The organism is Pontibacillus sp. HN14 (assembly GCF_021129245.1).
Classification (GTDB): domain Bacteria; phylum Bacillota; class Bacilli; order Bacillales; family BH030062; genus Pontibacillus.
In genome coordinates, this window is record NZ_JAJOLR010000001.1 from 1,717,914 (window position 1) to 1,741,781 (window position 23,868).

Below are 23,868 nucleotides of genomic sequence, written 5' to 3' on the forward strand. Positions count from 1 at the left end.
TTTGTTCCGATTGCAAACCCCTAAGGGCCTTATAACGCAAAAAAATCGTCACACTCACTGCCACTTTAGCTTTGGTATACGATAGGACAGGCTTACTAAGCCTGTCCTTTGCTCGTTATATTCTATTCGTCTAATAAGGAATGTGCATCGCAATACTCTAGATTGTGTGCTTCTGCTACAGCTTTATAGGTAACAAAACCTTCGAGCGTATTAATCCCCTTTAATAAGGCTTCATTATCAAGGCAAGCCTTTTTATACCCTTTATTCGCCAGCTGTAGAGCATATGGGACCGTAACATTCGTTAAACCGATTGTAGAAGTACGTGGAACGGCTCCAGGCATATTGGCCACAGCATAATGTAAGACACCGTGTTTTTCGTAGGTTGGATTGTCATGCGTTGTAATTCGATCAGTAGTCTCAAAAATCCCTCCCTGATCAATCGCTACATCAACGATTACAGACCCATCCATCATATCTTTGACCATATCCTCAGTCACAAGCTTCGGCGCTTTTGCTCCCGGTATGAGCACAGCCCCAATCACCAAATCAGTCGTGCGCAACTCTCTGGCTATGTTTAAAGGGTTAGACATAATGGTGTTAATGGAAGAGCCGAAAATGTCATCAAGTTCCCTCAATCTCTCAGGACTAAGATCAATAATCGTAACATCTGCTCCAAGCCCCATAGCAATCTTGGCAGCATTTGTCCCGACTACGCCTCCTCCAATAATGGTGACTTTCCCTCTTCTGACGCCGGGAATACCTCCAAGAAGAATGCCCATTCCTCCCTTAGACTTTTCAAGGAATTGAGCCCCAATTTGGGATGCCATCCGACCCGCTACTTCACTCATAGGCGTCAAGAGAGGTAACGTTCCATTTTGAGCTTGTACGGTTTCATAGGCGATCGCAACCACTTTCTGATTGATTAAGGCTTCAGTTAATTCAGGTTCAGGAGCTAAATGTAAATATGTAAAGAGGATTAATCCTTCGTGGAAATGATTGAACTCTTCTTTAAGAGGCTCTTTTACTTTCATCACCATCTCTTGCGACCAAGCTTCAGAAGCTGTTTGCACAAGCTCTGCTCCAGCCTCAACGTACTCCTCATCCTGAAAGCCAGAACCGATCCCCGCTCCCATTTCAACTACAATTTCATGCCCTGCATTTTTTAATGACATAACTCCAGCAGGCGTCATCGCCACTCGATTTTCGTTATTCTTAATTTCCTTAGGTATGCCAATTCTCATTCTTTTCCCTCCTTGATCTTGTATGAGGCCATAATCGAAACTACTAACATATTTTTGTAAGCCCTTTCATTGTAACAAAATTATTCAGGTAAGCTCTAGCGTTTTACTGAGCGAATATTAAATCGTCCCTATTCCTATTCGTATAGGAACAGGAACGTGTAGATTATTTGAATTGCCGATTTTTATGAATAACGTCGACCCCGCCGGTTACTTCCATAATGGTTCCTGTAATCATGTCTGCGTTTTCGTCACTTAAAAACAAAATAGACCTAGCAATATCTCCACCCGTGCCCGATCTACCTACAGGAGTTTTTGGATCTGGTGTATCTTTCCCTGTTTCAATCGAAGCTTCTTTTAAGTCCCCTTCAATCTTACCAGGACACACCATATTGGAAGTGATTCCATATTCAGCTTCTTCATATGCAATCGACTTTGTCAAAGATACTAGTCCGGTTTTCGCCGCTGCAAATGCAGCACGGTAAACCCAGCCTGGTGATTGACTTGCATCTTGGAAGCCGTAGTTAATAATTCGTCCATACCGTTGTTTTCTCATAATCGGAATAACAGCTTTCAATAAATAGAAGACTGCGTCTAAATTTCCACGGATCATGGTATTCCATTCATCATCGGTATAATCCATTAACTTCTTACGTTCGAATATATATGGACCTGCATTATTTACTAACACATCAACACGCCCATACTTTTCAACTGCTTCATTTACAAGCTTCTTAATATCCCCTTGATTTGTAACATCGACCTGAACGAAATGAATTCGATCTTTTTTAGAAGGATACTTCTCCACTAGCTCCTCTACTTTCTGACGATCCTTTCGATACGTAATCGTCACGGAAAAACCAGCCTCTAAAAATTCTTCTGTAACTTTTCTTCCTAATCCTTTTGCTCCTGCTGTAATAATGGCGTGCCGCATATACTGGTACCTCCTTTTGTATTTACAATTTGTTCCGTATATATGTACAATTGATGTGCTAAGAGAGGAAGTGACGGTATGAATCAAGCTGCTACGTCAGCAAAGCAATCTTTCGTAGAGAAAATTGGGTTAGATGCGGTGCCCGTTTCCGAACGAACAACACCCTGGTATCAATATGCCATCATTCAAATTGCCATATCGGCTAATGCCGGGAATTTTCTTATTCCTGCTCTAGCGGTTATGAAGGGAAACTTATCATTTCTTGCAGCTGTAATCGCTACGAGTATCGGTGCAATTGCAGGTTTTATATTTGTGTCCTTATTATCATATCCTGGTTCTCTTTATGGAATCCCATCTCAATACGCAATCCGGACAATGCTTGGGGGAAAAGGTGCTAGATACATCTCTTCTCCTATTCGAAGTCTCACATCGCTCTACTGGTTCAGCGTCCAGACCATTGGAGGAACTTATGTACTCCAACAACTCATTGTACGAATGACGGGAAAAGAATATCCATTTTTAATGTTCTCTCTTCCCTTGTCCATCATCATGGTGATCTTGGCTATTGTTGGGTTTGGAGCTGTTAAGAAAGCAACTTCTTACTTTCTGCCCTTATTGTTGGTTGGAGAAGGGGTAATGGTTTACTTATACTTTACTACAAATCAAGCATCCAGTTCACTTGTTACGCTCTCCCCACACGAGGGACACGGTAGCCTTAGCATGATGATCTTTTTCGCCAGTTTAGCTTTCGTTCAGTATGTATCCGGGGTTAGCGCTTCAGCGGATATGACACGATACGCTAAAAGTCCAAAGCAAGGAGCACTTGGATTATGGATCGGAAACAGTATAGGATTTCTGATTACAGCTACAATCGGTTGTAGCTCAGCTGTGTTATTTAATGAGCTAAATCCTTATGTATCAGCAAGCAATGCTACGAGCTCTCCTTTATTGCTCGGGATTATTACGCTAACAGCCATGATCTCGATGGTCTCCATTAATATTAGCAACGCCTATACAGGAGGGTACAGCCTCCTAAATACATTCTCTAGACTATCAAGGATAACAAGTGCTGTGATCTTCGGGTTGCTCGGAGTAGCGTTAAGTTCTTTTCCCACTTTAGTTAGTGAAGCCGAGCAATTCATCTCCATTCTCGGCGGACTGATCATTCCGATTTCGGCTGTTATAGTGGTGGATTTCTTAGTTATTAAAAAGGGAGTCCTAAGCCCTCAATCCTTACAGACGATCCAAAAAGAGCAGCGTTTTTTAAAGCTTCCCTTTTTATTTGTGGTATTTGGAAGTATTCTGTATTTCCTTCTTCCAGACTCTTTCTCTCCAGGATTTATTACGTTTGTAGTAGTCGGGATTGGTTACGGAATTATAGCAAGCATAAGAAACCCTCATCCTGAGTTCGTGTAAGACTCAGGATGAGGGTAGCTTTTTTTATCGAGGTTTAATCCCTTTTAGTTGTTCGCGCTCACGTTGAGCATTTTCATCGATATAGCCACTTTGATAGCTGTCACGAAGTTGACTTGCTACCATGTTTTCCCCTTCAGCATCGTAAGTTAAACCTAATTTATTCTTCTTGTCTTTGCTTTTCATGAAAACACCTCCACACTTGTAGTATGTCACAGTTTCGCCTCATTCCTCCCTACACCTTTTACCAATTGAAGGCGCTTTCGTGTTATAATTAAGGAAAGAAGGGAGAGATGTGTTATGTCTTTCGAATACCAACGAATTGTCGTTGCCGTTGATGGTTCTGATGCATCTGAGTTTGCTTTTGAGAAAGCTGTTGAGATTGCTAAGCGTAATAACGCAACGTTATTTCTTTCTCACGTCGTGGATACGCGCGCTTTCGCTACGGTTGAAGCTTATGACCGTTCACTTGCCATCCGAGCTGAAGAGTACGCAACAGAAATCCTGACTAAATACGAAAATCACGCTAAAGAACAAGGTGTACAATCTGTCATCGTAGACGTTGAATACGGATCTCCCAAAGTAAAAATCGCTAAGGAAGTCGCTCCAAAATTTAATGCGGATTTAATTATTTGCGGGGCCACAGGATTAAATACGGTCGAACGCTTTTTTATCGGAAGTGTTTCTGAGCATATTACGCGCTATGCAAGCTGTGATGTTCTTGTTGTTCGTCCGCAAAAGGACTGAATTTTCCTCTAAATACTACCCATAAGATCACAAAAAGGATTAATAAAAAAAGCCCAGACTTAAGTCTGGGCTTTTATGATGGGATCGTTTGTTGTGTAATATGGCGGTATTGATAAAAGCGGAGCGCGAAAGCTGTAACTTGTTTGGTCAACTGGTAATTTGCATTCGCACCAATGGCCATACTTACAAGCGGAAGTCCCTGGATCATTTTCTTCCTGAACATAAGGATAAACAATGACTTCATACCCTGCTTCATAGGTTGTTCTAACCATCTCTCATTCGTGAGTTTTTCATCCCCTTCATAAATAAACGGAGAAGTGTCATGAGATAGCTCCATCTTAAGCTCTTCCCATGCCTCTTTCTGTAGTCTCTTTGGAAGTGTTGCAGCGTGAAACACCTTCAATGACAGCATCATTTCATATGGGTGGTTGATCTCATATCCGAATGTCAAGCCAATTAATTGGACAGCACGCACATTCATAACCATCATGAGCGGAAAATCAATGCCCAACAACAACCATCCCCCAGCACCCGTTAATCCTCCTTGAGCAAAAGAATAAAGCTTGCCTTTGGCAATCTGTTGGTGAGCTAAATACGTTAACTGATCAATGGGGAGCTTCCTCATATCTTCTAAGTATTCAATATCAGAACGAAAAATCCGGCCACTCGTAAGAATTCGTTGTCTAGCCTCCGTTTGAAAAGCTGATCCTTGAATATAAGCATGTGTATGAAATAACCATTGATCAAACTGATGAAAAAAAGTCTTTTTGGCCTTAGGATTCACATTGCGAAACGATCGTTTCATCCACTGGTCATAAATCGCTGTGAAGTCAGTAGCTTGATAATCTTCCCATTGCTTCTCCCAATTCCGAATATCCCTCATTACCCGTTCATCGCTCATCATCCCACCCCTTATCCGTAGCATTCCTTCTCTCTTATTTTAGCTTTACTTTAAGAAAATTGCGAATGTTTATAATATGGGAGAAAGATAATACTCTCTACCTTTGTGCTCGCGTTGGCTCTTTACTTTTACTGACGTTAATAAATTATACGAGTTACGAGGAGAATCAATCATTAAAAACTCCTGACACTCCTTATTAGAAATCGTATCCTTATATAATAGCTGATATTCATACAAGGCTGTTTGATGTGCATTATTTGAACGAAACAAGCACCAGGGACACTGCCATATCTGAGGATAGCGCTTCATAGGCAAAGCCCTGCAATCTGGGCAATGAACACCTTTCAACACTTCGCTTTCAGAGATGTTAAAGACCTCAAGTACATTTAGTTTTGAAGAAACATGACTATTCTTGAATAAATCACAGAGGGAAATCAAAGAAGCTTCAGGAAGAGTAGGAGGGGAAAAATAGTGGAGATCTCTTAGTTGAGCAAGAAGTTGATCAAAATCACAAACTGGAACATCGGAATCTTCTGTTATTAGAAAAGTTTCTGCTTCTGTATATGTTACAAAAGCATTGATTGGAACAGCCGTAATGGAATGTTGAGCCAACCATCGTTCCAAACGAATTTTTAGTGTAGCTACATGACTAGAAGGATTAGGAATCCTTTCGGGGAAGCTTCTTCTATGAGCAATAAACTGATTCCATTTCCATGTAACTTCTCCTTCGACTTGTAGAACATCAACAATGGCAATAAACGACTTTGCTACAATCAGAGTATTAAGAGACAGGACGCCCCAATCGTCTTCAAGCTGAAGGTCATGAAACAAATTCAATCCTTCGTCGTTTAACAAGTGTAAGACGTTGTCTATGTCTACATTCCTCCGGTAGTTTCCTTTCACCTTTTCGATTTCTTCCGTAATAGCCCCTAATTGGGAATGACACGGGTCAATCCGTCTCCTTAAGGCTTCGAGCTGTTTTAACTCTAAAGGTAATAATCGTTTCTTCTGCATCATAAACTCAACTCCTTTCATTGCCTAACTATTCTCCAGCAACTCTCACCACCCCTTTTTTCTTCTCAAAAATGAATTTCTCCCCTTGTGCCACCAAGCATTTCAGTATTTTTAAACCTCATAACAATCCGACATAAAAAAACCTTCCCTGACGACAAGTCAGGGAAGGTTGGATAAACTCTATTGAGTTAAACGAACAGTGTCACGCGCGATGACAACTTCTTCGTTCGTTGGGATAACCATTACTTTAACTGGAGAGTGAGGGTAGCTAATGAATGCTTCATCACCCTGAATCCCTTTGTTAAGAGTTGGATCCCAATAGACGCCCATGAACTCTAATCCTTTAAGAACACGTTCACGAACAGGTGCAGAGTTTTCGCCTACGCCAGCTGTGAATACGATAGCGTCTACGCCATGCATACGAGCTGCGTAAGAACCAATATATTTGTGGATACGCGCAGCGAATACTTCAAGTGCTAATTCCGCACGCTCATCACCCTGGTCTGCTTTCTCAATGATGTCGCGGATATCACTAGAAGAACCAGAAAGAGCCAGCATACCACTTTCTTTGTTTAGAACACGGATAACTTCTTCAGCCGTTTTCCCTGTTTTATCCATGATATATGGAATAAGTGCAGGGTCAATGTTACCTGAACGAGTACCCATCGTTACACCAGCAAGTGGTGTGAAGCCCATTGAAGTGTCGACAGACTTGCCGCCTTCAATTGCAGCAATGGAAGCACCGTTACCAATGTGGCAAGAAAGGATACGAAGTTGCTCAATTGGACGATTTAACTTTTCAGCCGCACGTTCTGAAACGAATTTGTGTGAAGTACCATGGAAACCATACTTACGAATTCCATACTCTTCATAATACTCATACGGAAGGCTGTAAAGATAAGATTGTTCCGGCATGGTTTGGTGGAATGCCGTATCAAATACAACAACCGCTGGTACGTTTGGAAGCACTTCTTGGAATGCACGAATTCCTGTAAGATTCGCTGGATTATGAAGAGGAGCTAATTCAGAAACTGCCTCAATTTCTTGAATCACTTCTTCCGTCACAACAGCTGAATCTGCGAAGCGCTCTCCGCCGTGTACAACGCGGTGACCAATTCCATCAATCTCATCAAGAGATTGAATAACCCCTGTTGATGTAAGCTTGTCTACTAACAGCTGTACAGCAACTTCGTGATTTGGAATATCTGTAACGGTTTTATCTTTCTCGCCATTAAATTCAATTTTGAAAACAGCGTCATCTAAACCAATACGTTCAACAAGACCTTTTGTTACAACTTCCTCAGCAGGCATCTCAATTAGTTGGAACTTTAGAGAAGAACTACCTGCATTAATTGATAAAATCTTTGACATTAATTTCATCCCCTTAATACTCTAGGTTCATGATTACCATTTCCCATTTAACCACCCGCCATCATGCATTTCAAGACAATTCAGCAATTGGAAACGGTTTCTGGGTAAAATCTTTATTTTCTAAAAATTATGACATACGTTCCGACTTAAACCAGTCATTAATTTGGTTCACCATATCATTCATCGCTTTCGCATTTTGGAAGGAAGGTAGCTTGGCCATTAAAGCTTGTTTTGGAGCCTTTGTTTCTTGCCCTTTCTTCTGCACAATGAAAATGCTCTTACCAAATTTCTCATTTTTGAACATCGATTCCGGAAGTTGCAGCACACCCACAACATGAACATGTTCTTGCAAGAAGGCATGCAGTTGTTCTGACTGGTCACTGTCAAATAAGAAGTTTGGAATTAGGAATAATGAGTACCCACCCTCTTTTACATAATGAAGCGTTTGTTCAATAAAGAGGTGGTGTGAATAAGAATGACCTTCTTCAGCTTTTAACGTATAATTAGCAGCTTGTACATCATCCGGATAATAACCAACTGGCAAATCAGCTACGGCAATATCTACAGGCTCAAGTAGCAATGGGCGCAAACTATCCTGATGGAAGAACTCTACTTCAGCTTTCTGCAGATTAGCATTCAACAGACCTAACTGAATCAATGTAGGGTCTACTTCACTTCCGTAGGCTTCTACTGATTGCTCCATCTGATTTATGATGGCCGTTAACAGATTAGCTGTTCCTGTGGCAGGGTCAAACAGTCGAATAGTTTCTTGCTGACCATCTCCAAGGACCTTCTGAATTAAATACCCCATAAAGATCGCCACGGAGTCAGGAGTAATAAGGTGCTGTTGCTGAGTTGATCCCTTCATTCCTTTTAAAATGGCAAGTTGAAGACCTTTACGAATTTCTTCTTTCTTAAATTCTTCAATCTTTATCGTTTTAAGCTTTTCGGATAACTGTTCCTGCAGGTTTTCGCTATAATCTGTAGACGGTGCTCCTTCAATGAGGATCTCCCCTGCTAAAGGCAACAATTCTAAATATGAAAGGTCGATCTCCTGGCCAATTAATTCGGCCGTTTCATCGAGCCATGTATATAATAACTCAACATGTGACTGATCCATGTTAATTCCTCCTATTATCACGTTCAACTTTACTAGTTTAGCAAATGCATCGTATGATTACCAAATTAGAGGCTACATCTTATTTCGGGTTATGTAAAGAGCGAAGCTTAGAAATTCTATATAACACAAATCTCCGCTAAAGTTTCGCGGTTTCCGTTCGCTGTAACGTGAGCGTAAGGTGGGCCTGGAAACTACTCGCTTTCCTGTGGGGAGCTGGTGAGCCTCCTCAGCCGACTACGTCGGCTTCCGGGGTCTCACCTAGGCTCTTCTGCCCACGGGAGTCTCGCAGTTTCCAGGCCCACCTTTGCCATGTAAAGAAGAACGGAAACATGCCATCATTAGAGCTTGAGGGCGTTAAGTTCCTTTACGCCAGGGGTTGCTCGGGGACTGCGAGACTCCTGCGGCAAGAGGAGCTTAGGGGAGACCCCACAGAGAGCGCTAGCGAACGAGGAGGCTTCCCAGCTCGCCGCGGAAAGCGAGTTGTCCCCGAGCAACCCCAAGCACTATTAAACGTAACGGCACCCTATCAAAAAAGGCCAGGCGTCTTGTTAACCTCTAAGTTGCATACAAAGATGTATACAAAGAAGGAAGAAACCAAGATGCCTAGCCTTTGTGGGTTAAACGTTTATTGAGCGTCTTTTGCTGCTGAGATGGCTGCTTCGTAATCAGGATGGTTTGTTGCTTCTGATACGTATTCAGCATGTACAACTTCATTTTGGCTGTTTACAACGAATACAGCGCGTGCAAGAAGTCGCATTTCCTTAATAAGCACACCAAATGCTTCACCAAAGTAAGCATCGCGGTGGTCAGAAAGTGTATCTACGTTTTCAATACCATTTGAACCACACCAGCGACGCTGTGCGAATGGTAAATCCATGCTAATGGTTAGGACACTGACGTTATCTAACTGAGCAGCTTCCTCGTTGAAACGGCGTGTTTGAGCGTCACATACCCCTGTGTCGATTGATGGGATCACACTGATTAACTTCACTCCATCATATTGCTCCAGAGAAACTTCTGAAAGGTCGTTAGCAAGTACAGTAAAGTTAGGAGCTTTGTCGCCAACTTTTACTTCATCCCCAACAAGCGTAACGGGATTTTCTTTAAATGTAATAGATGCCATGATGCATTCCTCCTCTGATTTTCTTTAGGAAAGCTCTTCTAGAATCCTTAAGTATGTATGAAACAAGGAAAGAGCCCGACTCTCCCTATTATGAAGGCAGTTTCTTTCCTTGTCTAATCATTTCCTACCAGGAGTAATTCTGTCCGTCTGAACTACCTTGGTTTTGGCCGGGTCCTTGACCTTGGCTTTGACCACCATTTTGCCCTTGGTTTTGGCCTCTACCTCCTGAGGATTGACCATTTTGTTTATCGCCGTTTTTACTAAGTATGTCTTGAATTTTTTGTACTGCTTGTGGTGCCAGATCAATCATACGCTCATATAGATGTGTACTTTCATCTAAGTGGATCATCTTGACACCTGATGTTTTATTCACGATCAGGAAAGCAATTGGCGTAATAGAAACACCTCCACCGCTACCTCCTCCGAATGGAAGTTCCTCTCCATTTGAGCCTGATCCATTCCCTTGTTGCTGTTGGTTTTTGTTACCACTCTCTTGTTTAAATTGACTTCCTCCTGCCGCAAAGCCAAACCCAACTTTGGATACGGTGAGGATTAACGTACTTCCATCTGGTGTTTCAACTGGATCTCCAATGATCGTATTGACATCGATCATATCTTTTAAACTTTCCATAGCAGTGGTCATTAAACCTTGAATTGGATGTTCTGACATGATTGTACCTCCTAATTAAGAATTACGCTGGTTTCTTCCGCCACTTCGGTATGTTTCCACGTGAGTACCGAACGACTTGTAATACTGCGAATATAGCTTGCCCAAAACGAAATGAGATCATACACTCCAACCGAGTTTGGGAATGCTTTTGTTGAAAATATGGCGTCACATAGATTTCAGGGGAGGCTTTTAACACCATATAGTTTGAAACCATACCAATGAGTGCCCCTTTAACAGACCAGATGCCCCCGCATATCATCCCAGTCATGCTCGCATTAGAAGTCCCAACTTGTGTATCCCAAAGGAGCGTATGCACACGTACTTTTCTTAGAAAACGTCTTACTATCTTATGTAATCCAATCACACTTCCAACAAGGTCTTGAATACTTTGAAAACGGTTCAATATTTCTTCTGGTGTGTACGACTTCTCCTGTTCTCCTTCGTTTTTATTACCGACCTCTGTCTTTTCCTTTGTCTTCAACGAGAGATCCTCTTTATCTAGAGCCATCATAGGAACTTCCTTTTTGATTCGTACCCATTTCCATATTCGTAATTCCAGTTTTAGAAAGTCACGATCGGAAGAGTGCAAATAGGTCAGCGTGATGTATAATCTAGAAAACCAAACAATAATGATATTAACTAAAAAAAATAAAACGACTGCTAAAACCCAAACCATTCTTCCATCCCTCCTTTTCTAATTAGTTTCATCCCCTTTCATAAAATTTAAACAATCTGACATTATTTTATTTAGAAAACGCTTACGTTTTTGGTATGATGGGAACGTAGGGTTACATGAAATGTATATAAGAGATCGCCATTTAAAGAGGAGTGTTAAAAATGATGATGCTGAATCGGAATAAACTATTTTTTTATTATCAACATGAGGACGAGCTTATAGAAAAGCTCACACCTTTATTTGATTTAGCAAGAGAAAATGGTTTTGAAATTGTTCAAAATCATCAAGATGCTAATATCATTATTAGCGTTGGAGGAGACGGAATGTTTCTTCAGTCGGTAAGGAAAACGGGTTTCCGTGAAGATTGCCTTTATTCAGGGATTACAACTTCTAAAAATGAATCAGGTTTATACTGCGACTTTAACTTGGATCATTTTGATGAAATGGTTCATTCTATGATGCATGAAGCTTTAGAAGTTCGACGCTTTCCCGTTATTGAAGCAAACATCAATAATGAATCTTCATTTTATTGCTTAAATGAACTGAGCATGCGCTCAACTCTTATTAAGACGATTGAAATTGATGTATTCATCGATGATATCCCATTTGAATCATTTAGAGGAGATGGACTAATCGTCGCTACTCCAACAGGGAGCACAGGGTACAACAAATCGACAAAGGGGGCAGTCGTTGATCCTAAACTACCATGCTTCCAAGTTTCTGAATTAGCTTCTATTAATAGCAACCGTTACCGTACACTCGGATCTTCTTTCATTCTCAGTGGTGATCGCACACTAGATCTTCAACTTGTCCAAGACGGGAATGACTACCCGATCTTAGGAATTGATAACGAAGCTCTTCCGATTCGAAATATACGGAGTGTAAAAGTTAATCTAAGCGACAAGGTCATTAAAACGATTAAATTAAAGAATAATTCCTATTGGGAACGCGTAAAGCGAACATTCTTATAAAAAAACGTCTGGGAAGGTGAACTTCCCAGACGTTTTTCATTCGGTTACCGTTGATATACAACTGTACCATCAACCACTGTTCTTGTTACATTTGCTTCTAGGAGACGATCAGGATGGAGAGCAAAGAGATCGCGATCAAAAATGGTGAAATCCGCATCATAACCTTCTTTTATCAACCCACGCTTCCCTTCCTCATGAATCGTATAAGCACTCCCCTTTGTATAAAGAGAAATAGCTTCAAACATAGTAAGACACTGCTCAATACCGTATGCTTTTTGGTCATGGATTGATTTACGCGTAACCGCTGCCTGAATCGCAAGAAGGGGGTTAATCTCTTCTATAGGCGCATCTGAACCCCCAGCACAAGGAATGCCACTTTGGAGCAACTTCTTCCATGGATAAGCGTTTTGTAGGCGGTGTTCTCCAATACGATCAAGCACCCATGGAAAGTCTGACGAAACAAAAGTAGGTTGAATATCCACAATGGCATTCGTCGAGCTCACTTGATCATAAAGTTCATCTCTCATGAATTGAGCATGAATAATGCGGTCTCGATGGGGAGCATCCGGTACGCCATTTAAAATTCGTGTTATCATAGCTACCGCCTCATCTCCAATAGCGTGGACCGCTACAGGAAGATCATGCTTCCGAGCTTTTTTCACGATCTGGGCTAACTGCTTTTCTTCATGAATCGCCATTCCCCTATTCCCTTTATCATCTTCATAGCTTTCTGACAACAAAGCGGTTCGCCCCCCTATCGCTCCATCTGAGAAGATCTTCACAGCTCCAAGCTCGACGAACTCCGTTCCACTCTTATAAGTCAAACCATCTGCCAACATATCATCTAAGACTTCATGATGGACGAGAAGGTGTGCTCTAAATTTAGTATGTTTTGGCCCGATACTATTCAAAAAAGCATCATATGTTTTTCTGAAACCACCGTAGTAATTTAGATCTTCACTATGACCGCCTACAATACCATTACGTGTTAAATCTTCTATCGACACCGAAATAGCTTTTTCTAAATAACTTTGGGTGTATTCAGGCATAGCATCTTTAATTGGGTCCTGAGCTGCATCAAGAAAATAACCCGTTGTCAAACCATGCTCATCCCTAACAATTTTTCCACCTTGTGGATCTTCCGTATCTTCAGTGACACCTGCTAGTTCCATGGCTTTTGAGTTAGCCAAAAGAGCATGGCGGCAGACACGTGTTAACATGATCGGATGTTCTGTTGAAATTTCGTCTAATTCTGATTTATGTATAATACGGGGGTCTGCCCACTGATTCTCGTTCCATCCTTCTCCAATTAGCCACTGACCATGTGGCAACTGCGAAGCATGGGAAGATAACGCTTCTTTCACTTCTTCAGGAGATGTCATAAAGGATAAATCTAAGCGAAGTAAACGCTCGCCGTGACCGATAATATGCAAATGGCTATCCACAAATCCTGGATACATTACCTGGCCTTGAAGATGATGCTCTTGATCAATTGCACCTTTCCACACAGCCATCACCTCTTCAAGAGAACCGGCCATTTGGATACGACCATTCTTGGTGACAACCGCTTCTACTTGTTCCCCTTCTTGCTCCATTGTATAAATCGTTCCACCATACCATAACTCTGCCATTTGTACCTACTCCCTCGTTTTTTTGTACCATATCATATTCTTTGATAAAGTCACAACTTTCCGACTCCCGCCCCATAAGAAAAGGACAGTGTCGCCACTGCCCTTTCATACCATCATATTCAATTATTGTTGGCCACCGTTGTACTGCTGTTCAGCCATTTGAACTAGACGTTTTGTGATCTCTCCACCTACAGATCCGTTTTGACGGGATGTAGAGTCAGGACCAAGCTGTACGCCAAATTCTTGAGCGATTTCATATTTCATTTGGTCTAGAGCTTGTTGTACACCAGGTACTACAAGTTCGTTTGAGTTGTTATATGCCATGTGATTCTCACCTCCTTGTTACTACTAGCATGGCTTCACAAGGAGGATCTCATTCTGAACAGTTTTTGGAAATTCAGCTAAGTTTATCTTTTAGAGCAAATCAGAAAATTCGTCCTCTTCTTCTGTTTGACTCTCTTCAAATTCAACTGTTTCAATTCCTGCAAGCGTTTCTTCAATTTCATCGGTGAAATCAACACGCTCTTCATATTGCAGCACTTTCTCACGAGTTGGTCTCGTTTTAGGTGCACTCGGCACGAATACTGTACAGCAATCTTCAAAAGGACGAATCGAGATATCATACATATCAATTCGCTTAGAAATATCAATAATTTCTAGTTTATCCATTGAAACAAGCGGACGAATAATCGGGTAATTGGTGACCTCGTTAATCGTGTTCATGCTTTCCATCGTTTGACTGGCAACCTGACCAAGACTTTCACCCGTCGTAAAGGAAAGAATTCCCCTTTCCTCTGCAACGCGTTCACTCACTTGAAGCATGACACGACGCATAACGGTCATGCCATATCCTTCTGGTATTTCACGGTGAATGGTTTGCTGCAACTTAGTAAATGGAACAATATGGACTTTAATTTTATGGCCATAACGAGTCAATTGCTTAGCTAAATCAAGTACCTTCTGCTTCGCACGCTCACTTGTATAAGGAGGAGAATGGAAGTGAATCGCCTCAATTTCAACACCACGTTTCATTGACAGATATCCTGCTACAGGACTGTCAATACCACCTGATAGAAGAAGAAGGCTTTTTCCCGTTGTACCTACCGGAAGTCCTCCTGCCCCAAGTATTTTCTCTGAGGTAATATAGGTTCCGTCTTTACGGATCTCTACATTAATTTCCACATCAGGATTATGCACATCTACAGTATATCCTTCTGTATTTGAAAGCACATAACCGCCAAGAACCCGATTCATAGCTTGGGAATCTATAGGGAAATCTTTGTCTACGCGGCGTACAGTAATCTTGAACGTCTTGGCGTTTTCCGCATGCGTCAAGGCATAAATCGCAGCTTCTTTCATCTGTTCTTCTTCATTGTCCACTTTAATTGCTAAGCTAAACGACTGAATACCGAAAACATCTTTACATCTTTCTAAGATAGGCTCAGGATCTTCCCCATTTAGCAAGATGTACATACGATTCCGATTTCGTTTAATTGTAATTGCGTCATAGTCGTGCAACTTCGCTTTTACATTTTCATACAACTTGGCTACGAAGTGTTTTAAGTTCTTCCCTTTCAGGGACATTTCCCCGTAGCGGATTAATATATGATCATAATGCATGTTATCTACCCCATTACTTCTTTTAATTCGGTTAATACTTCACGAAGCACTCGTATAAAACGAGCTCCTTCTTCCATGGTATTATCATACGTGATACTTACACGAAGACCGGCCGAAGACCGTTCATGTGAATGCCCGCATGCAGTTAGAACAGCACTTTCATCTGCATGCTTAGAAGAACAAGCTGACTTAGTAGAAATGTAGATCCCCCGTTCTCCCAAAGCATGAATAACGACCTCTGGTTTAAACCCGGGAACGGAAAAATTCACAATATGAGGAGCACTTTCTGAAGGTGTATTCATAACAACTTCATCAAATTTAGAGATTTCTTCATACAACTGCTGGTGTAATTCTCTTAGGTGTTTCCCTTTTTGCTTTTGATTCTCCTTCGTCATCCGGAGTGCTTTAACCATAGATACAATGCCAGGAAGATTCTCTGTCCCAGCCCGGTAAGAGGCCTCTTGACTTCCTCCATGTAACAATGGAAATAGAGAAGTGTTTCGCTTCACATAAAGAATACCCGTTCCTTTTAACCCATGGACTTTATGGCTCGACATGGTGCATAAATCAATACGCGATAGATCCAAGTCAATTTTCCCTAGTCCTTGTACATAATCTACATGGAAGTAAAGCTTCGGATGTTGACGAGCTACATTTGCGATTTCTTCTATAGGTTGAATCGTCCCTAACTCATTATTGACGTGCATAACGCTAATTAAAATCGTATCCTCTCGAATAGCTGCTTGAACATCTTCAACACTAATACGGCCAGCACCGTTAACAGGAAGATAAGTGACCTCAAATCCAAGCGACTCTAATGAACGACAAGCTTCCAACACGGAAGGGTGTTCAATCGTCGTAGTAATAATATGCTTCCCACGATTTTGGTGTTGTAAAGCAATTCCCTTTATAGCCATGTTGTTGCCTTCTGTTCCTCCGGAAGTAAATACAACTTCATCAGCATGAATACCAAGCAACCCTGAAGCTTGCTTTTTCGACTGTTGAAGAAGTCTTTCAGCCTCGCTTCCAAATGCATGTATAGAAGAAGGATTTCCATAATATCGTTCAGATACTTGCTGGAAACTATTTAACACTTCGGGATATGGTTTTGTCGTGGCACTATTGTCGAAGTAAATCATGGCACCGATCCCCTTTTCTCTTATTGCAATCAATTCTATTATCATACGTTTCACCTGAGGCATCTGTCAATCGCTCTTGTAATTCAATATAACTATAACATGATCTAGAAGACATTTCAGATTGTTCATCATAGAAAAAGCCCTTTCCTAAAAGGGAAAGGGCTCTTTCTTAATCTCTAATTTAGTTAATAGATCATCAATAGAAAATGTACCATCCTGACTCCATTCATTTGCCCAGGAGCGAGTCAATCCTACTTCTTGCCACGTTCCTTTATCCTTTTCTATGACTTGATTGCTTCTAGAGGACTCAAAACGGGAAGCAACTTGAGCCAATCGATCTGAAGATTTCATTTCAATAGAAGGATTTGAACGTTGACTATGATCTTCTGCGAGAGTCTCTTCAGAAGGTACCATTAGCAGAATAATGGTAATCATCCAAACTCCTATAGATAGGACGGAGAGACTCATTACTAAGCGTTTATTCATGAATGCCTCCTAACCTACCGTTGTGCTCACTCCGACGTATTCACCTAAGCGTGCACGTGCACCTGGTTCTACTTCTTCAAGTGCATCTGTTGCCAATTCCAAGGCATGATCATACTCATAATTTCTAAAAGAGCGTTCCGCTTCTGAAAGCTTTGCCGCCGTGAAAGGATATTGACTTCGATAACGATTTCCGTACTGAATCATGGTTTCAACCAGAGCAGCCTGGTCCAAGAGTAATTCCGTTTGTTCAGAAGCACTTTCTGTCTCTTTCGTAGCATTAGTAAGTGCTTCACGTACTTTCACCATATCAAGAGGTTGCTCATCTAACAGATCATGAACTCGATGGAGAGAATGAGCAGCAGCTTCAATGGCATTTTGTAAATAAAGAGGGACACCAGGAATATTGCTCTTTTGAAGCTTCCGGTTAACAGCAATAAGCTTTTGCTTCATAGCGGTAATTTGTTCTTGCGCTTCACGCTCACCAGCTCGAACCTCGTGTAAGCGGTCTTTAAATTGTTGATGCTGTTCCATAAGTTCTTGAAGTTGAACTTCAAAGCGTTCGAGATCTTCTCGAATCGACAAATGGGACAGTCCCTCTTCAAGCTCATCAGAAATATCGTTATATTGTTTCACTAGCAGGTTTACCCATTTTTCAAGACTTGCATGGATCTCTAAATCCTTATCTTCAAATTGGTATGTATGCTGCAATACTTCGATCTCTTCCTTGCTTATGCGAATATCTTCTCGAATCGATTGTAATTGAGATAACAGTGTTGGCTGATGTTTTTCAACATAACTTTTGGCAATTGCCTCTTTCTCTAGTTGAGCAAACATTTCATTTACACGTTCTTCAATTTCAAGGGCTCCCGTGCGCGCTTCTTCCATCTCAGCATTTTCTAATTGCTCGGTGTAGCTACTGAGTTTCTCTTGAAAAGCTGCAAGCTCGTCATTGAAATGATAAGCTTCAACACGGTATCCGTCCTCACTCATTTGTTGTAAGCCGTTAAGTAAATCTTCAATTTGAGATGGAAGCTCTTGCTTACACATCTTATAAAGAGATGGAAATTCTTCAATCTGGACAGTTAGTTGATCGATTTCGTCTTTCATGGTCTGAACAAGTTCATTCGCTTCGAAGTAATTCCCTTGCTCTACAAGCTGATAATAATGTTGGAGTTTCTCATCAGCTGTATCGATTAGAACTTCAAAACGGACTTCAGCACTCCCGTATCGATGGCGTTGTTGTAATAGTTTTTTGCGAAGTTGTTTCGTTTGTGGATGGAGTGTTTCAATGTCTTTGCGGCTATTTTCTTCTGAATGAAGCAGCGTATCTAACTCTTCAAACATCTTATCAATTGAAGCTTCAATGGCTGTTAACTTCTCTTCAATGGAAGCTAACACTTTCCTAGCAGAGCCGAATCGGTATTTATCTGCATATTCCTCTGCATCAAATAAATACTCTTCAAGGTCCGGTAACTGCTTTGATAAAATGTCATCCCACTCAGAACGCCATGATTCAAACCTTTCCTGTGTTTCCCCTGATAAATTAAGGGACTTCACCTTTGAAAGTTCTTCTGTCACTTCACGGTTCATAACATCCATCTTCCAGCTTTCTAGCCGATCGACTTCATCATATACCCGCTTTCTAAAAATTAACCCCACAATAATTCCAACAATCACTGCTAGTATCGCACCGATGCCATACGCCATATAAAGCCTCCTAACTGTCAATAATTCATCTATGTCATACCAGGTAAAAATATGTATATAGTAATGTTTTTATGATACCATGTAAACGGTCATTTTGGCTAAATATTTTCAAATTTATTAACCTTTTTACAATTTTTTCTACATCTTATTTGGAGGAGGTTTCATTTTGATCGTAGATGGACATGTACACACGCCCTTCTGCCCCCATGGAACAAGGGATACCCTAAAACACTACATTGAAAACGCCATTTCAAAAACTTATTCATCTATCAGTTTTACGGAACACGCTCCGTTACCGCCATCCTTCAAAGACCCTGTACCTACAAAGGATAGTGGGATGGATATCAAACGAATCGATGATTATATTACCACCTTAGGAGATTTAAAAAGGACTTACGAAAAAGACATCACAATTCATATCGGATTAGAAGTCGATTACATTGAGGGGTATCAGAAAGAAATTACAAATTTCCTTAATCAATACGGACCTTATTTAACAGATTCTATACTATCTGTCCATTTTCTTCTTTCTGGGAACGAATATGTCTGTCTTGACTATAATCCAGCTTCTTTCCAAACACTTGTAAATGAAACAGGTGGTGTTGACGAAGTGCATCGACTTTATTACAAGACACTCCTTCGTTCAATAGAGGCAGATTTAGGACCTTATAAACCTACTCGTATTGGCCATATGACTCTATCAAATAAATTTCAGAGTTTGTTCCCCACATCCACGTCTTTTGCACAAGAGACAGATGCAGTATTAGAGAAGGTTAAGGAAAAAGAATACTCGTTGGATGTAAACACTGCTGGTTTAAGGAAACCATACTGCCAAACAACCTACCCTCCCCTACCAATTGTAAAGAAAGCTTCGCAAAAAGGGATCAAACTTATTTACGGATCTGATGCACACAAAGCGGAAGACCTCGGTGCGGGGTATGATCAGGTAAATCTACACCTACAAGACTAACAGTTAACACACCTAATAAGATTGATTATAAATCATAACGCGCCCGAGGGAGAAATCCCACGAGCGCGACTATCTTTCTATTACATGATGCTTTCTTTCTTTGGCGGAAGACCGCCTGTTTGGTACACATGATCGAGCCAGTGCATAATGGTGTCTGTATACTGCTTCACAAAAAACTCAGGGGACTGATCCCACAGGACATGTTCTCTCATTTCGTAAGGCATTAAAAAGGGCATCATAAGCATTCCCTTAAATTGCAGAAACAAGTATTGAACCTGCATTTGTTTAATCTTAGTATGCTGTAACGATTCCTTAAACAGCTTAAATAGAATAAATTTTTCTTTGGCTAAATACGTAACCATCATTTCTCGTACTAGAACATTATCAAGCGTCAACTCACGGTGAATAAAGCAAGTAAATTGATGATGCTGTTTCTTATACTGTATAATAACCTCTATCATTTTACGTAGTTTTTCCTGTGAAGAAAGGCGTGGGTCTACATCTTTCTGTTGCTCAATAGCTTCTATATAAGGTTCAAAATATTGGACCATAAGGTGTTCAAGTAACCCTTGTTTATTTGTAAAATGGTAACTAATCAGCGAAACATTAACTTTGGCTTTTGCGGCGATATCACGAACAGAGGTTCCAGTGTAGCCTTTCGTATAAAACAACAAACACGCTGCATCCATCACTTTTTGTCTTGTTGACGATTTTGTCATAGCACATGACCTCCTTATTCGAAAATATTCGTTGAATAAGGTAAGAATCCTGCATGAATCGCTCGTCAACTTTCGCCCCGCACTATTAGGTTTTTTGCCAAATTAGGAGGAATGCATGATGTTTAATGTCGAACATTATAATGGAACAAAAGAACAAAATTACGAATTATTGTTAAAGCAGTTAAAGGCTTTAATTGAAGATGAGCCGGATCAAATCGCAAATCTATCCAACGCCTCTTCCCTATTAAACCAGTTTCTTAGTGAGGTAAATTGGGTAGGATTTTATATTTGGAAACAGGACCAGCTTGTTTTAGGGCCATTCCAAGGACTTCCAGCATGTGTTCGTATCCCTAGCGGAAAAGGTGTATGCGGTACAGCTATTTCAGAAGGGAAAACACAGCGCGTAGCTGATGTCCATCAGTTCCCTGGTCACATTGCCTGCGACGCTGCAAGTCAATCCGAAATCGTGGTCCCTATGTATAAGGACGGAAACGTATTTGGCGTTTTAGATATCGATAGTCCTGTTAAAGACCGTTTTGATGAGATTGATGAAATGTTTATTGAGCAATTCGCAAGACTTGTCGAACAGTATATATAAAGATTAAAAAAAGAGCTTGGATCTCCAAGCTCTTTTTACATGTATAGGGTCTTCACTAGTTTCTATGAATGCTTTGCCCATTATTCGTCTCACGTTTAATGCAATCTTTTCCTGACTCTTTTGCTTCATAAAGCGCCCTATCTGCCCTTCTGAATAAATCAACAACTCTCCCATCACCTGACTTATTCCAATAAGAAACGCCACACGATATAGTGACACGCGGGGTCGTATAGCCTCTCACTCTATTCACCAATTTCTCACCAATTTCATAGGCCTCATCTAAGTCAATTTCCGGAAGATAGATGGCCAATTCTTCCCCGCCCCATCTTGCGGTAATTCCGATATTCTCTATTTCGCGTTTCAGCAGGTTCGACACTTCAATAATGACCCGGTCTCCTTCTTGGTGACCGTACGTGTCATTTACTTTTTTGAAATTATCAATGTCGACTATAATAAAGGATCCATCACGATCTTTCACAAAATGTTTATGAATGGTTTCATCTAAGTGCTTCCTTGAATAAAGCTTTGTTAGATAATCTGTACTGACTAGTTGCTCTAGTTCTTCTCTTAGCATGGAATTCGCAAATGCAAGCGTTGAATGGTGGACAAGCGATTGCAAGAGCTTAAACGTTTCGAAACTAAAGAAGTACGGATCTGTATGCATGACGATGACGACGCCTTTTAACGATTCAGTCTGGATCATAGGAATCGCCATTACCGATTGATATGGACTATAGAAGCTAGGATTCTTTACAGAGAAATCACCTATGAATAACGCATCCCTCTGCGCACCAATCGAATCCGTAATATAACGGAGAAGCTCCTCACTCTTGTCCTGGTAAAAGAACGATGAACTTTCCTTTAATACTTCATAATCCCTAGCTTCCCCGTCTTTAAAAAGAAGCACGCCCACTTGCTCAGCATCAAAGGATTGTCGAATCTGGTTAGATAAGAACGAAATGGTATCAGATAATCTCAAGTTTGAATTAAGTTTGTGTGATGTTTCATTTATTAGCTGCAAATCTGAAATTAAACGTTTGGACTGTTGGTACAACCTGGCGTTCTCTAAAGCGTTGCCCGCAGTATTAGCTAATAAAGTAATAAAATTAATATCTTCCTCAAGAAAATGGATACTCTTTGGTGCCACGACTTGTAAAACGCCGTAAACACCTTGCTTCCCTTTAAGCGGAGCGTAGAAACAAGACTGCCGCTCATTCCAGGATTCTTCGAACTGCATTTCCCCGGTTAAATAGGCTTGTGCACTAGATCTGTTCGCTCCATCACTATCATAGACTAGCTCACGAATCGGCAAGTCATGAGAACTAGAATAATCATGGGAGAGCAACAGATAATATTCAAACTCCGGATATAGCTGACGTAGTGTATCAATGATCTCCCCAAGCACATCATCCATGTTCATAGAAGAGTGGAACTTGGCTGTAACCCTGAACAAGCGCTCATGTCGTTTTTCCTCATCTAAAGATTGATAGTAATTTCTCATCTTTAAATAAAGAGCAGAAACTTCTTCACCAACAGTTTCTAAATGATGAAAGGTAAGGTGCTCAGGTGTATGAAAAGTCACCCCTACTAAACCAAAGACTTCTCCTTCGTGGGTTAATGGGATGAAGTAACGATATGTATCCTCTTGAAAGCTACTCTCTTTTATGGGTGAACCAACCATCCCATGATGCTGACGTAACCCGCTCCAATACTGTGCGTTTATCTCACGCGCTAGTGTGTCGTCCCCCTCAGAAGAAATCATCCTAAATGTATTTTCAGATGCATTATATATGTATACATGGGCGTTAGCTGCTCCAAGGGTTTCTTTTATGACAACTTCCATTTCTTCTAAGAAGTTCATCCAATCCGTCGCTCCATTATGGGTGACCAAGTCAAAGAAACGTGCCTTTAATTGATTATGAAATTGACTATTGGGTTTATTAGAAATCATACATCCATCACCTTATTTCAGTGGAGTTCTCTACAAGCTTTTCTTTTTATCATTATACTTCTTATAGTCTTTTTTTCCTATTACTTTTCATTAATTTTTCACTTTTTTACAATTTCAACTGTGAAATCATCTAAAAGAACAACCCAAACCTCTTCATTAACATATAACTTCTCTATATCTATAGGACGCTTTTGGAAGACTTCTGACCATTCATTATGGTCATGTAAACGTACTGTCATCTGAAAAACATCCCCCTTTTTAATCACCTTTTTAATGAAAGAGACACGTTCTTCAAACATAGGCGAACGAGCAGAAGAGGGGCGTTCAACGAGGTCCTCATCCAATAAAAACCATTCGTTATTACGTTTTACCCATAGTTCCCCGTCCTTAGAATAGTTAATCTCTTGAATCGGCTGATTTAGTCTCTTATAGGCTTTGGCTGAAAAAGAATAGGTAAAAGGGTCTATGTCAAACGTCACCAAATAAGGAACTTCTTCCTGTAGTTGTATTAAACTAACCTCTACTTCTTCCACGTTGTGCCGAATAGCTAACAGAGGTTGTTGCTCTAGAGTTGGCTTCATAATTTGTTTTGCTTGATTATTTTGTACCATTATTGCAACTAGGACCGCCACTATAAATAGGCTAATGAGCACATAGCGTAGAAGTTGAGAACGTTTCGTGGGTGGTGTATGATCGCTATTAAACTTCATATAAAATAACCTTTCGAAATTTTTTGCCTCATTATAACACAGCCTCCTTACCCAAAGACCGAATTAGATGATATTCTTCTTGATACTCCTTGACTTCTAATCAAATAAACTCTATAATAGCGTTTGTGTAAAATAAAAGGCAGCTTTGGTGAACCACTG

Annotated in this window: 24 protein-coding genes; 5 read left to right on the top strand and 19 right to left on the bottom strand. The window is 40.7% G+C overall.

The features are described from left to right. Window positions 1-122 precede the first annotated feature (122 nt). Window positions 123-1,241 carry an alanine dehydrogenase gene (ald, locus tag LQ226_RS08885; RefSeq protein WP_231417462.1) on the bottom strand — a complete coding sequence of 373 codons (1,119 nt, stop codon included), beginning with the start codon at window positions 1,239-1,241 and terminating at the stop codon, window positions 123-125. A gap of 163 nt (window positions 1,242-1,404) precedes the next feature. Beyond that, a complete protein-coding gene (locus LQ226_RS08890; RefSeq protein ID WP_231417463.1) occupies window positions 1,405-2,172 on the bottom strand; it encodes an SDR family oxidoreductase in 768 nt (255 codons plus the stop codon). Between the two features lie 78 nt (window positions 2,173-2,250). Between LQ226_RS08890 and LQ226_RS08895 the strand changes: the two genes are divergently transcribed. Next, window positions 2,251-3,588, top strand: a complete 1,338-nt coding sequence (locus LQ226_RS08895) for a purine-cytosine permease family protein (protein WP_231417464.1) — start codon at window positions 2,251-2,253, stop codon at window positions 3,586-3,588. A 24-nt stretch (window positions 3,589-3,612) separates the two neighbouring features. Here LQ226_RS08895 and LQ226_RS08900 read toward each other — a convergent pair whose 3' ends face one another. Then, complete coding sequence (locus tag LQ226_RS08900) at window positions 3,613-3,771, bottom strand: hypothetical protein (protein ID WP_231417465.1); 159 nt, start codon at window positions 3,769-3,771, stop codon at window positions 3,613-3,615. Window positions 3,772-3,885: 114 nt separating this feature from the next. Between LQ226_RS08900 and LQ226_RS08905 the strand changes: the two genes are divergently transcribed. Continuing rightward, window positions 3,886-4,332 (top strand): universal stress protein, encoded by a 447-nt coding sequence (locus LQ226_RS08905; RefSeq protein WP_231417466.1) that lies wholly within the window; start codon window positions 3,886-3,888, stop codon window positions 4,330-4,332. A gap of 73 nt (window positions 4,333-4,405) precedes the next feature. Here LQ226_RS08905 and LQ226_RS08910 read toward each other — a convergent pair whose 3' ends face one another. The 7 genes from LQ226_RS08910 to LQ226_RS08940 form a co-directional block, all read right to left on the bottom strand. After that, a complete protein-coding gene (locus LQ226_RS08910) occupies window positions 4,406-5,236 on the bottom strand; it encodes an EcsC family protein (protein WP_231417467.1) in 831 nt (276 codons plus the stop codon). A 66-nt stretch (window positions 5,237-5,302) separates the two neighbouring features. After that, entirely contained in the window at window positions 5,303-6,250 is a 948-nt protein-coding gene (locus LQ226_RS08915) for a hypothetical protein (RefSeq protein WP_231417468.1), read from the bottom strand. A gap of 177 nt (window positions 6,251-6,427) precedes the next feature. After that, entirely contained in the window at window positions 6,428-7,618 is a 1,191-nt protein-coding gene (locus LQ226_RS08920; RefSeq protein WP_231417469.1) for an acetate kinase, read from the bottom strand. A 127-nt stretch (window positions 7,619-7,745) separates the two neighbouring features. Further along, a complete protein-coding gene (locus LQ226_RS08925) occupies window positions 7,746-8,738 on the bottom strand; it encodes a class I SAM-dependent methyltransferase (protein ID WP_231417470.1) in 993 nt (330 codons plus the stop codon). Window positions 8,739-9,363: 625 nt separating this feature from the next. Further along, a complete protein-coding gene (gene tpx / locus LQ226_RS08930) occupies window positions 9,364-9,861 on the bottom strand; it encodes a thiol peroxidase (protein WP_231417471.1) in 498 nt (165 codons plus the stop codon). Window positions 9,862-9,985: 124 nt separating this feature from the next. Further along, complete coding sequence (ytfJ, locus tag LQ226_RS08935) at window positions 9,986-10,531, bottom strand: GerW family sporulation protein (protein ID WP_231417472.1); 546 nt, start codon at window positions 10,529-10,531, stop codon at window positions 9,986-9,988. Window positions 10,532-10,553: 22 nt separating this feature from the next. Next, the gene (locus LQ226_RS08940) at window positions 10,554-11,207 is read right to left on the bottom strand and encodes a DUF2953 domain-containing protein (RefSeq protein ID WP_231417473.1); all 654 of its coding nucleotides are present in this window, start codon (window positions 11,205-11,207) and stop codon (window positions 10,554-10,556) included. A 167-nt stretch (window positions 11,208-11,374) separates the two neighbouring features. Between LQ226_RS08940 and LQ226_RS08945 the strand changes: the two genes are divergently transcribed. Next, the gene (locus tag LQ226_RS08945) at window positions 11,375-12,178 is read left to right on the top strand and encodes an NAD kinase (protein WP_231417610.1); all 804 of its coding nucleotides are present in this window, start codon (window positions 11,375-11,377) and stop codon (window positions 12,176-12,178) included. Window positions 12,179-12,222: 44 nt separating this feature from the next. Here the strand turns inward: LQ226_RS08945 and LQ226_RS08950 are convergent, their stop codons facing one another. From LQ226_RS08950 to ezrA, 6 genes are all read right to left on the bottom strand, one after another. Then, window positions 12,223-13,809 (bottom strand): amidohydrolase, encoded by a 1,587-nt coding sequence (locus tag LQ226_RS08950; protein WP_231417474.1) that lies wholly within the window; start codon window positions 13,807-13,809, stop codon window positions 12,223-12,225. 123 nt (window positions 13,810-13,932) lie between these two features. Further along, entirely contained in the window at window positions 13,933-14,133 is a 201-nt protein-coding gene (locus LQ226_RS08955) for an alpha/beta-type small acid-soluble spore protein (protein WP_231417475.1), read from the bottom strand. Between the two features lie 90 nt (window positions 14,134-14,223). Then, window positions 14,224-15,429 carry a tRNA uracil 4-sulfurtransferase ThiI gene (gene thiI / locus LQ226_RS08960; protein WP_231417476.1) on the bottom strand — a complete coding sequence of 402 codons (1,206 nt, stop codon included), beginning with the start codon at window positions 15,427-15,429 and terminating at the stop codon, window positions 14,224-14,226. Window positions 15,430-15,434: 5 nt separating this feature from the next. Continuing rightward, the gene (locus tag LQ226_RS08965) at window positions 15,435-16,568 is read right to left on the bottom strand and encodes a cysteine desulfurase family protein (RefSeq protein ID WP_231417611.1); all 1,134 of its coding nucleotides are present in this window, start codon (window positions 16,566-16,568) and stop codon (window positions 15,435-15,437) included. Between the two features lie 147 nt (window positions 16,569-16,715). Next, window positions 16,716-17,054 (bottom strand): hypothetical protein, encoded by a 339-nt coding sequence (locus tag LQ226_RS08970; protein WP_231417477.1) that lies wholly within the window; start codon window positions 17,052-17,054, stop codon window positions 16,716-16,718. A 9-nt stretch (window positions 17,055-17,063) separates the two neighbouring features. Then, on the bottom strand, window positions 17,064-18,761 hold the full coding sequence (gene ezrA / locus LQ226_RS08975) for a septation ring formation regulator EzrA (protein WP_231417478.1): 1,698 nt from the start codon (window positions 18,759-18,761) through the stop codon (window positions 17,064-17,066). A 166-nt stretch (window positions 18,762-18,927) separates the two neighbouring features. On the opposite strand from ezrA, the gene hisJ reads away from it, so the two are divergent. After that, window positions 18,928-19,731, top strand: coding sequence for a histidinol-phosphatase HisJ (gene hisJ / locus LQ226_RS08980; protein ID WP_231417479.1), 804 nt, complete (start codon window positions 18,928-18,930; stop codon window positions 19,729-19,731). A gap of 80 nt (window positions 19,732-19,811) precedes the next feature. Here hisJ and refZ read toward each other — a convergent pair whose 3' ends face one another. After that, on the bottom strand, window positions 19,812-20,450 hold the full coding sequence (gene refZ / locus LQ226_RS08985; protein ID WP_231417480.1) for a forespore capture DNA-binding protein RefZ: 639 nt from the start codon (window positions 20,448-20,450) through the stop codon (window positions 19,812-19,814). A 118-nt stretch (window positions 20,451-20,568) separates the two neighbouring features. On the opposite strand from refZ, the gene LQ226_RS08990 reads away from it, so the two are divergent. Further along, on the top strand, window positions 20,569-21,048 hold the full coding sequence (locus LQ226_RS08990; RefSeq protein WP_231417612.1) for a GAF domain-containing protein: 480 nt from the start codon (window positions 20,569-20,571) through the stop codon (window positions 21,046-21,048). 55 nt (window positions 21,049-21,103) lie between these two features. Here LQ226_RS08990 and LQ226_RS08995 read toward each other — a convergent pair whose 3' ends face one another. Continuing rightward, on the bottom strand, window positions 21,104-22,999 hold the full coding sequence (locus LQ226_RS08995) for a sensor domain-containing diguanylate cyclase (protein ID WP_231417481.1): 1,896 nt from the start codon (window positions 22,997-22,999) through the stop codon (window positions 21,104-21,106). 98 nt (window positions 23,000-23,097) lie between these two features. Continuing rightward, complete coding sequence (locus LQ226_RS09000; RefSeq protein WP_231417482.1) at window positions 23,098-23,709, bottom strand: hypothetical protein; 612 nt, start codon at window positions 23,707-23,709, stop codon at window positions 23,098-23,100. Window positions 23,710-23,868 lie beyond the last annotated feature (159 nt).